The sequence below is a fragment of the Streptomyces sp. AC627_RSS907 genome, from assembly GCF_019049165.1.
Map to the genome: position 1 here is coordinate 52,441 of NZ_JAGMUE010000127.1, position 12,871 is coordinate 65,311.

Here is a 12,871-nt window from a genome sequence, read left to right on the forward strand (position 1 = left end):
GAGCACCCATGCTGGCGCGTGCACGCCCTCCCGGTCGTCACACCGGTGGTTGAGCCGGGGTAAACCTGCGGAGTACCGCGGAAGGCGGACCGATGGCCCACGGCAGGGCGCAGGGACGCGGCGCCGTCAGGTCCACGGCCTGGCCCATGGACCACCAGGTTCGCCTCGCCGACGGCACCCTGGCCCTCACCGGCTTCCTGGCCGGCCTCGCCTGGCCGCCCGCGCACTGGCTGTCCGGGGCCATCGGCGCCGGGCTCGTCTTCTCCGGCGTGACCAACACCTGCGGCATGGCCGCCGCCCTGGCCAGGCTCCCCCACAACCGGCCGCCCAAGAGCGCGGCCTCCTTCGACGAGACCCTGCTGCGCCTGACCGTCTGACCCCGTGTCGGCACCCCTGGGCGCCGGTGGTGTTCGGCGTGTTCCTGCTGCCGGACGGCGGCAGGCGGCCCGCCGTCCGGCAGCGCCGCACCGGGGAGGGCGGGGTGCGGCGCCCGGTGGGTCTTCCGCCGAGCGGGCCGGCGCGCTCGGCGGTCTCGCCGTCAACAGGTCGGCGGCGGCTCATCGCGTCGTTGATCGCCGTGCCGGCGGCGGGACGACTTCTTCCCTCACACGCCCTTCCATGGCTCTCATGGTACGAGTTGCATTCATCCGTGAGACATGCGTACAGTCGAATCACGGTTAACAGGCAATCTATCCATGAGGAACCTCTTCCGTGTCTTCCCCCACCCTGCAGGACGCCCCGTTCCCCGTCCGCGTCTTCGGCGGCCCGACCGCCCTGTTCGAGTACGGCGGCCTGCGCTTTCTCACCGACCCGAGCTTCGCCGCCGCCGGTCTCGCCGACCGCGTCGGCTTCGGCCTCCGCGGCTGACCCCACGCAGGTCACACGCCTACGCCGGCCAGGGGCCGGGCACTCCGGACACGGCCGGGCACCGGCCGCACAGAGACCCGCCGCGACTGCCGGCCGGCGCCCCCACCACTCCCCCGTACCCCGCGCACCACACGCCTCCACACCGAAGGACCGCACAACCATGACCGACCCGATCCGCGGCACCCGCCATGGCTCGGCCCCCGCCGCCCTGTCCGTACTGGACTCCGCCATGACCGGCACCGGCCAGACCGCCGCAGAGGCGCTGGCCGGCAGCATCGAACTCGCGCGGCTCGCCGACCGGCGCGGCTTCACCCGCTACTGGATGAACGAGCACCACGCCATGCCGGGCGTCTCCACCTCCAGCCCGCCCGTCCTGCTGTCCCGGCTCACCGCGGAGACCAGCAGGCTGCGGCTCGGCGCGGGCGGGATCATGCTGCCCAACCATCCGCCGCTGGTCGTCGCCGAACAGTTCGGCATGCTGGACGCCCTCGCCCCCGGCCGCATCGACCTGGGCCTGGGACGCGCCCCGGGCACCGACCACGCCACGGCTGCCGCCCTGCGCCGCGGCGCGAGCGGCGCCGAGGACTTCCCCCAGCAGGTCATCGAGCTGCTGCACTTCCTCGGTGACGACTTCCCGGCCGAGCACCCCTACGCCGACCGCGTGTACGCCGTGCCCGGGCCCGCCCAGGACCGGCTCAACGGCGTCACCGCGCCCACCGGCCGCCTGCCGGTGTGGCTGCTCGGTTCGTCCGGCTACTCGGCGCAGCTCGCCGCCCGGCTCGGCCTGCCGTTCGCCTTCGCCGCGCACTTCAACCCGCGCGATGTCGTGGCCGCCCTGCGTCTGTACCGCGAGCGGTTCACCCCGTCCGAGGCCCTGGCCGAGCCGTACGCGCTGGTCAGCTTCACCGTCGCGGCATCCGAGGACGAGGGTGAGGCCCGCCGCCAGGCCGGCACCCTCGCGCACGCCATGCTCCGCATGTTCCAGCGCAAGTCCTACCTGCTGCCGTCCCCCGAGGAGGTGGACGCCTACACCTACGACGCCCAGGAACGCCAGGCCGTCGACAGCTGGCTGGACCACGTGCCGCACGGCACCCCCGAGCAGGTCACCGCCCACCTGGACCAGGTCCAGCGGGACTCCGGCGCCGACGAGCTCATGATCGGCAGCGTCGGCCACTCCGTCCAGGCCCGGCTGCGCTCCACCGAGCTGATCGCCGACGCCTACGGCATGCCCGACAGCCCGCGCTGACGCCGGACGGGCGGACCTCCGCCCAACCGCCCCTCCACCACCGAGCCCCTGAGTCTCCAGGGGCTCTCGAGGAGTTCTCGTGGCCACCGTCCTCGCCCTGGCCGGCAGCCCGTCCGGTACGTCCCGTACCGCCGTCCTGGCCGAGCACACCGCCGCGGGCCTGCGGGCCCGCGGCCACCGGACGCACGTGCTCGCCCTGCGCGACCTGCCCGCGGCCCCGCTGCTCACCGCGGACACCCACGACGCGTCCCTCGCCCGCGCCGTGAGCCTGGTCGCCGAGGCCGACGCGCTCGTCGTGGCCACCCCCATCTACAAGGCCGCCTACTCAGGCCTGCTCAAGACCTTCCTCGACCTGCTGCCCCAGCACGCCTTCACCGGGAAACCTGTGCTCCCCCTGGCCACCGGCGGCAGCCCGGCCCACGTCCTCGCCCTCGACTACGCCCTGCGCCCGGTGCTCACCGCGCTCGGCGCCCAGGTCTGCCAGGGCCGGTTCGTCCTGGACCGGCACATCACGACCGCCCCGGACGGCGCAAGGACCCTCGACCTCGACGACGAGCGGCAACTGGCTCACATCCTCGACCAGTTCGCACGCGCTCTCCCGTCCCGCGGACAGCTGACCGCCCCCTGACGACCGCCGGACCGCCCTGCCCGGTTAGCCGGAAGTACGGACCCCACGGGCCACCTGCCTGGCCCTCGGCGGCCTCACACGGTCCGCCGGAGTCCTTGTCCTTGCCCAGGCTGCGGGGGTCTTGTGGTCCGTTCATGCGGGCGATGTGGGCACCCGTGGTGGGGAGCTCGCAACCGAGGCGCGGGATGACGTGGTGGGGGATGCCGTGGGTGGCTCAGACAGGCCGTTCTCGTAGAGTGGCTCGCCGGGACCAGCCAGGGGGAAACGAACGTGACCACAGCTTCTCAGGACATCGATGCGGCAAGCGCTCCTCGCAACACGCCTGCTCGGATCAGCATCTGGGCCGCCTTTCTGGGCGCCGGTCTGATCGCGGGCATCTTCCTGACGCCGATGTTCTGGCTGATGTACGGCGGGTTCTACACGTTCCTGGTATTCGCGTCGGGAGTCGTCGCGATCCCCGCTGGGCACCTCGGCCGCCGTCGGGGCAAGCGCCTGGGCGGCCGCGACCGCGGTGTCGCGCTGCTCGGTATCGTGACCGGTTGGATACTGGTCTTCTTCAGTCTGCTGCTGGTCCTGGCCTACGCGGGACTACTGGCAGGGCTGACGCTCCTCGCCGACTCCGCTTCCTGAGCAGGGGCAGCGTCCGAGCCTGTGCCGGCCTCACGCTGACCCGTGTCGGAGGACGAGTACGGCCTGGATGATCGCGGTGATGCGGTTGGTGCCGCAGCGGAGCTCCCGCAGGAGTCAGGAGTCGCCGGCTCTTCGAGGCCGCCGCTGCCTGCTCGGCCAGGCAGCGGTTCTTCGATCGGCAGGAGGGTGCCGTCCAGGATCACGAACGCCTTGGTACGAACGGCTTCAGGCTTTCTGAAGATCGCCGGCGCCATTGCCGCCGATCACCGTGTGCGTCGGCTCAGTAGTGGTGGGGCCAGGATTGGACCTGGCGCCGGGTGGCGTGGATGGAGCCGAGGACTGGGACGCCGTGATGGCGGTCAACGCCCGCGGCTCCTTCTTCTGCACCCGCGAAGCCTTCCGGGCCATGAAGGCAAGCGGCGGCGGAGCCATCGTCAGCACCGGCTCCTACGCCTGCACCGTCGCCCTGCCCGAAGGTGCCGCCTGCAGCGCGTCGAAGGGTGCTCTGGAGATCGCCGAGGTCCTGTGCTTCCTCGCCCTACCACGCTCCAGTTTCATCACGGGGGCCGTGGTCGCCGCTGACGGCGGCTTCACCGCGGGGTGGTCCAGGTGGGCCAGGCGCTCGTTCCTCACGTGGAGGATCACCCCCTTTCGCCACTCGGAAGACTGAACGCTCCGATTTTCCCCACGCGGGACATCAATGCTGCGGATGTCTTGTCCCGCGCCCATGTGCAACACCGCCTCCAGCACGGAAACCCACCCAAGGGCCTGTTCAGGAGGCCACTTGGACGGGGAAAACGCAACTTCGACATGGCCCGCAGAGGCAGCTACCTTCACCTGGTCTTCGGCGGTTGCCCACGGTCGCACAGGGGGCTTCTTCAGGCTGAGCCACCCACAACGGGATGCGTCGGTCGCACCCCATGGATCCTCGCCCCCATGGGCAAGCCACCGGACCGGGTCCACACCAGGCACCCCCGACCAGGGAGAGACGCATGCCCCATCTTGCTCTGTACACATTCGGCGTCCTGAAATCGCCTCTCGCCGATCCCACACCTCTCACGAGCGAGTTCTACGACATTGGCGAGGCCGTCTACCGGAGGATCAGTCAGCACCCCGGATACCTCGCGCGTGCTGAAGCGGCAGACGGCGACCGGGGCGCGCTCTTCGGCGCGGACTGGGGTGCGTGGGGAGAATTCGTCGTACCGGCCTGGTACGGCAAGGGCCGTACGCCGGATACCACCGCCCTGGCCACGACCCTCTCTCTCTGGACCGACCTGCGCCCCGCCTTCGACGCCGTCTACACCGGCCTGCACCGTCAGGCGCTGAACAGGCGTCACGACTGGTTCGAGAGGACAGGACACCCGAATTACGTGTTCTGGTGGGTCTCCGACGGCGTGATACCCACCTGGCAGGACGGGGTTTCCAGGCTGGAGCACCTCCACGCCCACGGCTCCGCGCCGCACGCCTTCACCTTCCGCCACTCGTTCACCCCGGACGGAACTCCGACCAGGATCGAAGGCATCGGACCGAAGAGCGACCAGGTTCGCTGACACGGAAGCGCCCTTGCTGGAGTAGGGGGACGACACCTGAGCCGGGCGGCAGCTGCTGGTGTCGTCGTCGGCGTGGTGTCGGAGTGACGCGGATCGCGGCTGCCGCCCCCGCCGCGCTCACGTCTTCTTCGGCCCCTGCGTGGCCATCGGGGCCCTCGCCGGTTCCGTCATGACTGTCTGACCGGAGTCGGGGAGTTCCGGAGGCACTGCTTCCTGTGAGCACTACCACCGCACGGGGAGGCACCTCCAGCACTGCGGGGGCGTATCGGTTCGCCGCGCGGTCCTGACCTCCGGGGTAGGTCCATTATCCCCGTGCGAGGGGGCGACTGTCACCGTTCTCCGGAATGATCTTTACGTCCGCTTTGCGCCTCTACGCTGGTGGGCGGACACAAAAGCTCAGATTCACCTGGGGGTTGGAAGGGGTGCACGATATTGCCGCGCTGGCGGCGGAACTCACGGACATGGCTGCGGCCGATCACCAGTCCGCTGTCCACGCGAACAGCGACGACCCCGCCGAGCAACTGGCCTGGCGACGGCTGACCGCCCGGCACGGTGACCGGCTCGGTGAGATCATGGACGAGTACGGCTGGCCGACGGAGAAACTCGTCGGTGAAGAGGCCGCACGCGCGGCATGGCTGATCGCCCAGCACGCCGACCGACAGCTCGACGTTCAGCGCCGTGCCCTCCAGTTGATGCGGCAGGCGGTGGTGGCAGGCTCGGCCAGCCCCCGCGAGCTGGCCTTTCTGCGCGACCGCACGCTCGTCAATGAGGGCCGTAAGCAGGTCTACGGCACTCAGATCGCCGGAGTGAAGGACGGGGCACCGGTTCCGTGGCCCTGTGAAGAGCCCGAGCGCGTCGACGAACTCCGTGCGGAAGTCGGCATCGAGCCCTTCGACGCGTACGTCGCCAAGTTCTCCATGGGCTGATGCCCCGTTTCCAGCCACGGTCGTGTGCTGCCGCGAGCGACTCGCACGCCTCCCCGCACAGGACATGGTGTGAGCGGAACGGCTGTGTCGGCCCCAGCCGCACCCCGGCTCACCGGGTGGCCGGGTCCGTCCGGTCGGCAGCCCGCGGTTCCCCACCGCCCGGCGAGCGCCTCCTGGAAGGCCACGGCGGTCGCATCGTCCGCGGCCACGACATCGACGACGACCATGCCCGGCCGCGCACGTGCGCCTCATTGATCGGGTTCGGGTAGGCACCACGACCAGCCGGCCGGGAGGGTTGCGCCGATCCGGTGTCATCACCCGACCGAGCGTGGGCGCGCCTTGATGTGAACCGCATGGTGCGCACAGCACCACACGCCGACCTCACGTAGCACGGCCAGGCGGTGGGCGGCTTCGTTTGGATCAGTCGCCGTTGCTCCGGGTGTGCCGTTGTCAGACGCGTAGTGGGTACGGGTGGAGTCGGCCAGCGACGTGGCGTCTTGCCAGGGCCGGCGGCCCCCACGGTCAGAGCCCGGCACAGCCGGGTGGGCACAGGCCGCACCCTGGCCGGTGGAACTGTCAGTGGGTGGTGGGACGATCTGCGTTATGAGTGCGCACAAGGACTGGTCATTGATCCCTTCGCCCAGCCGCATCGCGGCGGGGCTGGCCTTCAACGCGGCGTTCTCCGCGGTGATGGACCTGCCTCCCAGGTACGAGCCCGGGGCCGAGCGGGCCGTCCACGACGACGGCGGCGGCAGCTCGTTCGTGCTCGACCTGGCCGGGACTGCGCCTGTGCTGGTGACGCGCGATCGCGACGAGTACGGCGTTCAGCTGCCCCACGAGGACGTCCGCGCCGCGCTGGAACTCGCGAAACTCCCGGAGCCTTTCGCCTCCGAGGAGGATCTGGCCCTGAGCGGAGCGGCCCGCTGGAACGGAACCTCCTGGACGCCTGCCGTCGGCGCCCCGGGTCTCGTCCTCGCCAACGTCATCGACGACCAGCACCTCCTGGGCGAAGCGGACATCGCCCTGGGCGAGGTCGCCGAAGGAGAGAGCGACCGCGACGCACTGGTCGCCCTCCTGGCCTCGGTTCGCGCGGGCACCTGGAATCGGGACACGGTCGCGGCCGCCGTGCGCCTGGTCCCCTACGAGGACGACGAAGAACTCGACGCCGAGCCCGACCCCGACACGGCTCTCAACGTGCTGGACCGATACACCCCCTTTCTGAGAAGTGCCACAGCCGCAGACCTCCGGCCCTGACCCGGGACTTACCCCGGCCTCGGAGCTCGAGACCGCCGTGGCGAGCCTGACCGGAACCTCCCGGACGCCGGCTGCCCGGGCCGCGCAGCTCCGCATGCGCTGACCGTCTCCCCCCGGTCAGTGTTCTCACGGCGGTGAGCAACGGCCGTCCACGGTCGCCCCGCGAAGGGCCCTACCGATCCCCCCGGACCGTCGTCCTGCCGCGCCCCGGCCACACGGTGCGTCGTGTCCACCCCGCTTTCCTGCCGGGTGAAACCGGCAGGAAAGCGGACGACGGCCGTCAAGGGCGTTCGTAGCGCACGCACTTGCGCGGCTCGGCGTTCTCGTCGTCAAGACAGACGAGGAACTGCGCGGCCCCACCGGGAACATCCGCAGGAACCGCGAAGTCGATCGACTTCACCCCGTCGCACAGCGTGCTGGTGCTCCTGGCGTCCAACGGGGCGTCGGCAGCGTCGTACGTGCCGGCCCACGCCCCGCGGCAGCCACTGGCGGCGACGGCCCGGACGTGCCCGTGAAACCCGACCGACCGGGCGTGCCAGGTCAGGGTGGCACGGACGTGCGTGGCCCCGTACTCGACGTCGTCGACAGGGGTGGTCGGGCAGGCGACGGCAGCGGACGGTACCGCTGCGGCGGCCGGTGCGGTGAGCGCCGGCATCCGGCCGCTAACCGCCCGGAGTCACGAGCCCCGATTCGTACGCCGCCACCACGGCCTGTGCCCTGCTGTCCAGGTCCAGTTTGGTCATCGTGCGGTTCAGGTGGGTCTTGACGGTCGCCTCGCTGATGGAGAGGAGGTCGGCGATCTCCGGGTTGGACAAGCCGCGTGCGATCAGCTTCAGGACCTCCAGTTCCCGGGATGTCAGCACATCCAGGTCTGCGAGCCGTTCGCACGCGGACTGGCGGGCGTACGCCTCGACCAGCCGGCGGGTGACACTGGGTGCGAAGAGCGCATCGCCACCGGCGACCGCGGTCACCGCGGCAAGCAGCCGTTCCGGGCCGGAGTCCTTGAGCAGGAAACCGGACGCTCCGGCGCGCAGCGCCCCATAGACGTACTCATCGAGGTCGAAGGTGGTCAGCACCAGGATGCGGGGCGGCGGGTCGGAGGCCTCGGCGAGGATGCGTTCAGTGGCCTCGATACCGTTCATGCCGGGCATCCGGATGTCCATCAGGATCACCTCGGGGGCGGTCTCGGCGGCGAGTGCCACGGCTTCCGCGCCGTCGCTGGCCTCGCCGAGCACCTTGATGCCAGGCGCGGCGCGCAGCAGGCCCACCAGTCCTGCCCGGATGAGGAACTGGTCGTCAACGACGAGCACGGTGGTCATGTGGTGGCGTCGTCCCCCCGCCCTGCGGCCCGCGCGGAGGTCGGCAGGGTCAGCCGCACGGCGAAGCCACCTTGCTCCTGCGGGCCGATGCTGATCTGCCCGCCGTAGAGCTTGGCCCGCTCGCGCATGCCCGGCAAGCCGTGCCCGCCGCCGGTGCGGACTCTGTCCGGAATCACCCCCTCGCCGTCGTCCGTGACCGAAACAGTCACGTGATGCGGTTCATACCTCAGATGTACCTCCGCATGCGCGCCGGGCGCGTGTTTCAGAACGTTGGTGAGCGCCTCCTGCACCACCCGGTAGGCGCACAGTTCCACGCCGGGGGCGAGCGGGCGCGGGGTGCCCTCGATGGTCAGGATGACCGGGACCCCGCCGGCGCGGACGCGTTCGGCCATCTCGTCGAGGCGGGCCAGCCCCGGCATCGGGCCTACCGGCGCACCGTCGTCGGCGGCGCGCAGCACCATGAGCATGCGGCGCAGCTCGTCGAGAGCCTCCCTGCCGGTGGCGTCGATGGTGTCGAGAGCGGTACGCGCGGTCTGTCGGTCGGTGTCGAAGACGAACCGCGCGAGACCGGTCTGCACGGAAATCACGGACATGTGGTGGGCGACCACATCGTGCAGTTCGCGGGCGATCCGGCCACGCTCCTCTGCCACCTCCCGACGGGCCCGCTCGGCCTGTTCCCGGCGCAGCTGCCGGGTCAGCTCGGCCGAGCGGCGGGCGATGACACCGAACCGCCACAGCACGGCCGGATAGACCACGGCCTGCCCGACGACGGACGGCCAGGAGTCCGTGTGGCTCACCGCGCCCGCATAGATCCAGACCCCGCCCATCAGCGCGGCGCAGGGGACGGAGACGCGCAGTGCTCGCAGGGAGGCGACGGTGTAGACGGCGAGCATGGGGCCGAAGCTGCACACCACGGCCCAGTAGCCGGCGGTGACGTACACCAGCCAGGTCGCGTGCACGAGGCAGCAGACCACGACAGGGGACCTGCCGCGGAGCACGAGCGGCAGGTGGACCAGGACCACCAGCGCGTAGGCGGTCGCGTCGAGCGGATTCTGCCCCTGGCGCGCGGCCTCCGGTCCCAGCAGCAACGCCACACCGGTCAGCGCCGCTGCGATCAGCGCGTCGACTGCGAGGGGGCGGATCCACATCGCAGCAGCGTAAAGCCCTGGTCGAGCAAAGGGGCATCGAACTGCCGTCGATTCCACGAGAGTTGCAGGTGTCACGGAATCACGGAAGCGGTCCTGCGGCCCTGGTGTGTCAATGCCCTGGATGACGCTTCCCTGCGCCGCCTCCTCGTCGTCCTCGGGCTGCCGCACCGGGAGTCCGGCCGTCCTCGGTCCCGAGTGACCACCGGTGGTCTCAGTTCAGCAGTACGGCCGCGTACTGGCATTCCTCCTCCACCCAGTGCCGGCGGTGTCGGAAACCGAAGGATTCCAGCTCACGCACCAGTTCGCTCAGCTTGAATTTGTGCAGCACATCGTGGACGAGTGTCTCGCCCTCGGCGAAGGCAAGGGTCAGGCCGAGACGCGGGACGGCCACCTGCTGTCGCCTGGTGCTACGCAGCTCACCCCGTACCTGCCGGAGGGGAACGTCGTAGACCGCTTCCGGTTCGAAGCAGTCCGGGTCGAAATCGGCCCCGTACCGCCTGTTGAGGTGAGTCAGCGTGTTGAGGGCGAACAGCCGGCGCACCGGCCTGTCCCCCGAGTACCCGGCCTGGTACGCCCGGCGCACGGTGTCCACCGGCTGGAAGAGGTCGGTGCAGAGCAGCACGTGGTCGCGCGGCCCGCAGCAGGCCCGCAGGGCGCGCAGGAAGGCGACCCGCTCGGGCGGCGTCAGACAACCGAAGGTGCTGCCGAGCATCGCCATGAGACGCCCCGTCCCTCCGCCATGGAGCCACGGCAGAGCGGTGGCGAAGTCCCCGTGCACGAGAGTGACACGGGCTGTCGGCCACCGGCCCCTGAGGCGCCGGGCGGCTGCCCGCAGCGGGTGGCGGCTCACATCGATCCCCGTGTAGCCGCGAAGGACCCCGTTCTCGTCCATGGCCGCCAGCAGGATCTCCGACTTCTCCGCGCTGCCGGCTCCGAGGTCCACGAGTTCGGTGGCGCCCGACAGACGCACCATCTCGCTCCCGTGGGCCCGCAGCAGCTTGCGTTCCGATCGGGGTGGGTAGTAGGCGGGCAAGCGGCTGATCTCCTCGAACAGCTGCGATCCCGCCGCGTCGTACCCGTAGCGGTGCGGGATACGGCGGGGCCGCTCGGCGAGACCCGCCCGCAACTCCTCCTCTCCACCGCCCGCCCGGCCATCCGCCCCGAGCACGACCTCCACGACATCGGAACCGCGACCGTCCGCGCTCATCCACCGCTCCTGAGGCTCGGGACCGCACCTGACTCCTTCCTACCACCGCATGACGTGATACTCCTCTCCGACGGGCCCGCAGGACGCAGGCCGACGACCGTCAGGCCAGGCGTCGCAGTCGCGGAAGGACCGACCGGCAGGCCGCCGGGGGACGCCCGCGTCGAGCACGGCGATCAGTGCGGGGCCGACGGCATGGTGGTGCTGGCGGCGCCCTGCGGTCGTCTGCGACCCCGCCGGGACTGCGAAGCCTGCCCCGCCGAGGAGTTCCCGCGGCGGACACCCGGTCCTACTTCAGGTGCCGGGCGAAGAACCGGGCCGCGGCGTCCCCCGCGAACTGCGGGACGCCGGTGTGCCCGCCCATGGTGGCGTGCAGCGTCTTCTCCTTGGAGCCGAAGGCGTCGAAGAGGTCCAGCGCCGCCTGCCGGTCATTCCCTGCGTCGTCCCACTGCAGCAGCACGTGCAGCGGAACGGTGACCTGGCGGGCCTCCTCGAACATGGCGGCGGGCACGAGACTCCCGGCGAACAGAACGGCGGCCGAGATGCGCGGCTCGACCACCGCGAGCCGGATGCCTATGGAGATCACTCCTCCCGAGTATCCGACCGGGCCGCCGATCTCGGGCAGCGACAGGAGGGCGTCCAGGGCGGCCTGCCATTCCGGGACCGACTTCTCGACGAGCGGGAGGACGAGGGCGTCGACGGTCTCCTCATCGACCGGTTCGCCGGCCTCCACAGCCCGGCGCAGGTCGGCGCGGGCCTGCTCGACGGCGGCCCAACGGGGCCGGTCACCGCTCCCGGGGAGCTCGATGGTGGCCGCGGCGAAGCCATCCGCCACGGCCTGTCGGGCCCGTCCCACCAGTCGGGGGTACATGGCGCGCAGTCCGAGCGGGGGGTGGCCGAGCAGGACCAGCGGCACCGGTGCGGACGCGGGCGTGGGCGTGGGGGTGGGCGTCCACAGGATGCCGGGGATCTCGCCGAGGGTGAACGCGCGCTCGAGGACGCCGTCGTCGAGGCGTTGTTCAGTGGTGAAGTGCATGGTCGTGCCTTTCGGGAGTGCTCATGAACGGCGCTCCCGGACGACCTATCGCCCGACCGTGACCCCGGAGGGGAGCACCCATGTCGATACTGCGTTCACGGGTACCACCTCCTCGCTCTCCACCACGGCCTCCGGAAACGTAGCAGTGGTCGCGATGGTCCGCCAAACGGATTGCTGCCCGCGCGGAACCATCGTCACCGCATGCGATCTCGCCCCGGCGGGCGCCTCGGCGATCGCGTCTTCCAGCAGTACCTGGAAGAAGCCCGCGTCCCGACTCAGGTCCGGGCCGGACCTACCGACGGCAGCAACGGTCCAATGAACTTCCGCCCAGGTCTGTGGGTTGCCTCGTGTCAGGCCGACGTCCTACGGCACCGGCAACCCGGCCACGGCCCGGACTCGGGAAGCGCTCATTGGTTGTTCAAGTGCCACGAGGACCAGGCCCCGAAGGTCGTGCCCGTCACGATCTGCCACCGCACCCTGCTGCCCTGGTCTCCATAGGCGTTGGTGCTGGTGTTCTCGTAGAAGTCCTTGTTGCAGACTCCCCACTGCCCGGTGTCCAGTGTGTAGGCGGTGCAGGTGCCCGTGCGGTAGGTCAGCCACCGCTGGCCGTCCCACAGTTCGTTCTGCCACCGCACTTCGAGGCCGAGCGTGGGGGAATCCCAGTTCCGGACCCAGAACTGATCACCGTATTTCCTGAAGCAACCGTTCCCGCTCGTGACGGACATGCATATGGCGTCGGAAGGCAGGGACCCCGGCGTGGCGATGTCATAGTCGGCAGCCTGCGCCGGCGATGCTCCGACGACCACTGGAACAAGGGCGGCTGCGGCGACGCAGAGCGCGCGGAGTTTCCTCAAAGTCTCATCTCCTCGGTCCGGTGGCGACCGGTGTTCCGGATTACCTTCCGGAGCCGCTCAGAGCGGAGCGTTGGTCATTCCGGATGCCGGTCTCCCGATGCGGTGAGCAATCACTGACCAGGAAGTGTGCCCGCCGAATGCCAAGATGTCCATGACAACGGACCCTTTGGCCGGATTCAGGTTGGGGCGGGCGCGGATTGGTTGGGCAT

The 12,871-nt window shown here is 70.4% G+C and carries 13 protein-coding genes and 2 pseudogenes; 9 read left to right on the forward strand and 6 right to left on the reverse strand.

Features of this window, described 5'->3' with window-relative positions:
- Positions 1-92: 92 nt before the first annotated feature.
- From KUM32_RS26430 to KUM32_RS26470, 9 genes and pseudogenes are all read left to right on the forward strand, one after another.
- Positions 93-377 carry a DUF2892 domain-containing protein gene (locus KUM32_RS26430; RefSeq protein ID WP_374227557.1) on the forward strand — a complete coding sequence of 95 codons (285 nt, stop codon included), beginning with the start codon at positions 93-95 and terminating at the stop codon, positions 375-377.
- A gap of 334 nt (positions 378-711) precedes the next feature.
- Positions 712-831: pseudogene (locus KUM32_RS26435) on the forward strand (MBL fold metallo-hydrolase); the annotation flags it as partial.
- Between the two features lie 196 nt (positions 832-1,027).
- Complete coding sequence (locus KUM32_RS26440) at positions 1,028-2,113, forward strand: LLM class flavin-dependent oxidoreductase (RefSeq protein ID WP_217144461.1); 1,086 nt, start codon at positions 1,028-1,030, stop codon at positions 2,111-2,113.
- A 79-nt stretch (positions 2,114-2,192) separates the two neighbouring features.
- Positions 2,193-2,741 (forward strand): NADPH-dependent FMN reductase, encoded by a 549-nt coding sequence (ssuE, locus tag KUM32_RS26445; protein WP_217144462.1) that lies wholly within the window; start codon positions 2,193-2,195, stop codon positions 2,739-2,741.
- 270 nt (positions 2,742-3,011) lie between these two features.
- A complete protein-coding gene (locus KUM32_RS26450; protein WP_217144463.1) occupies positions 3,012-3,371 on the forward strand; it encodes a DUF4190 domain-containing protein in 360 nt (119 codons plus the stop codon).
- Between the two features lie 331 nt (positions 3,372-3,702).
- A pseudogene (locus KUM32_RS26455) lies at positions 3,703-3,969 on the forward strand (SDR family oxidoreductase); the annotation flags it as partial.
- A gap of 394 nt (positions 3,970-4,363) precedes the next feature.
- Positions 4,364-4,921, forward strand: a complete 558-nt coding sequence (locus KUM32_RS26460; protein WP_217144464.1) for a DUF3291 domain-containing protein — start codon at positions 4,364-4,366, stop codon at positions 4,919-4,921.
- 461 nt (positions 4,922-5,382) lie between these two features.
- Complete coding sequence (locus KUM32_RS26465; RefSeq protein ID WP_217144549.1) at positions 5,383-5,847, forward strand: DUF6624 domain-containing protein; 465 nt, start codon at positions 5,383-5,385, stop codon at positions 5,845-5,847.
- Positions 5,848-6,450: 603 nt separating this feature from the next.
- Complete coding sequence (locus tag KUM32_RS26470; protein WP_217144465.1) at positions 6,451-7,101, forward strand: hypothetical protein; 651 nt, start codon at positions 6,451-6,453, stop codon at positions 7,099-7,101.
- A gap of 280 nt (positions 7,102-7,381) precedes the next feature.
- Here the strand turns inward: KUM32_RS26470 and KUM32_RS26475 are convergent, their stop codons facing one another.
- From KUM32_RS26475 to KUM32_RS26500, 6 genes are all read right to left on the reverse strand, one after another.
- Positions 7,382-7,756: a hypothetical protein gene (locus KUM32_RS26475; protein ID WP_217144466.1), complete on the reverse strand. Its 375-nt coding sequence runs from the start codon at positions 7,754-7,756 to the stop codon at positions 7,382-7,384.
- Positions 7,757-7,763: 7 nt separating this feature from the next.
- Positions 7,764-8,420 carry a response regulator transcription factor gene (locus KUM32_RS26480; protein ID WP_217144467.1) on the reverse strand — a complete coding sequence of 219 codons (657 nt, stop codon included), beginning with the start codon at positions 8,418-8,420 and terminating at the stop codon, positions 7,764-7,766.
- On the reverse strand, positions 8,417-9,568 hold the full coding sequence (locus KUM32_RS26485; RefSeq protein ID WP_217144468.1) for a sensor histidine kinase: 1,152 nt from the start codon (positions 9,566-9,568) through the stop codon (positions 8,417-8,419). Before KUM32_RS26485 ends, KUM32_RS26480 begins: the two co-directional genes overlap by 4 nt.
- Positions 9,569-9,779: 211 nt before the next feature.
- A complete protein-coding gene (locus KUM32_RS26490) occupies positions 9,780-10,775 on the reverse strand; it encodes an L-histidine N(alpha)-methyltransferase (protein ID WP_217144469.1) in 996 nt (331 codons plus the stop codon).
- A gap of 286 nt (positions 10,776-11,061) precedes the next feature.
- Positions 11,062-11,808, reverse strand: coding sequence for a dienelactone hydrolase family protein (locus KUM32_RS26495; protein ID WP_217144470.1), 747 nt, complete (start codon positions 11,806-11,808; stop codon positions 11,062-11,064).
- Between the two features lie 407 nt (positions 11,809-12,215).
- Positions 12,216-12,443 carry a hypothetical protein gene (locus KUM32_RS26500; RefSeq protein ID WP_217144471.1) on the reverse strand — a complete coding sequence of 76 codons (228 nt, stop codon included), beginning with the start codon at positions 12,441-12,443 and terminating at the stop codon, positions 12,216-12,218.
- Positions 12,444-12,871: the final 428 nt, after the last annotated feature.

What these genes read in the sequence shown, in the direction of transcription:
- KUM32_RS26440 (WP_217144461.1), top strand. Translation starts at nt 1,028, where the DNA reads ATGACCGACCCGATCCGCGGCACCCGCCATGGCTCGGCCCCCGCCGCC.
- KUM32_RS26460 (WP_217144464.1), top strand. Translation starts at nt 4,364, where the DNA reads ATGCCCCATCTTGCTCTGTACACATTCGGCGTCCTGAAATCGCCTCTC.
- KUM32_RS26470 (WP_217144465.1), top strand. Translation starts at nt 6,451, where the DNA reads ATGAGTGCGCACAAGGACTGGTCATTGATCCCTTCGCCCAGCCGCATC.
- KUM32_RS26480 (WP_217144467.1), bottom strand. Translation starts at nt 8,420, where the DNA reads ATGACCACCGTGCTCGTCGTTGACGACCAGTTCCTCATCCGGGCAGGA.
- KUM32_RS26475 (WP_217144466.1), bottom strand. Translation starts at nt 7,756, where the DNA reads ATGCCGGCGCTCACCGCACCGGCCGCCGCAGCGGTACCGTCCGCTGCC.
- KUM32_RS26430 (WP_374227557.1), top strand. Translation starts at nt 93, where the DNA reads ATGGCCCACGGCAGGGCGCAGGGACGCGGCGCCGTCAGGTCCACGGCC.
- KUM32_RS26465 (WP_217144549.1), top strand. Translation starts at nt 5,383, where the DNA reads ATGGCTGCGGCCGATCACCAGTCCGCTGTCCACGCGAACAGCGACGAC.
- KUM32_RS26495 (WP_217144470.1), bottom strand. Translation starts at nt 11,808, where the DNA reads ATGCACTTCACCACTGAACAACGCCTCGACGACGGCGTCCTCGAGCGC.
- KUM32_RS26485 (WP_217144468.1), bottom strand. Translation starts at nt 9,568, where the DNA reads ATGTGGATCCGCCCCCTCGCAGTCGACGCGCTGATCGCAGCGGCGCTG.
- KUM32_RS26490 (WP_217144469.1), bottom strand. Translation starts at nt 10,775, where the DNA reads ATGAGCGCGGACGGTCGCGGTTCCGATGTCGTGGAGGTCGTGCTCGGG.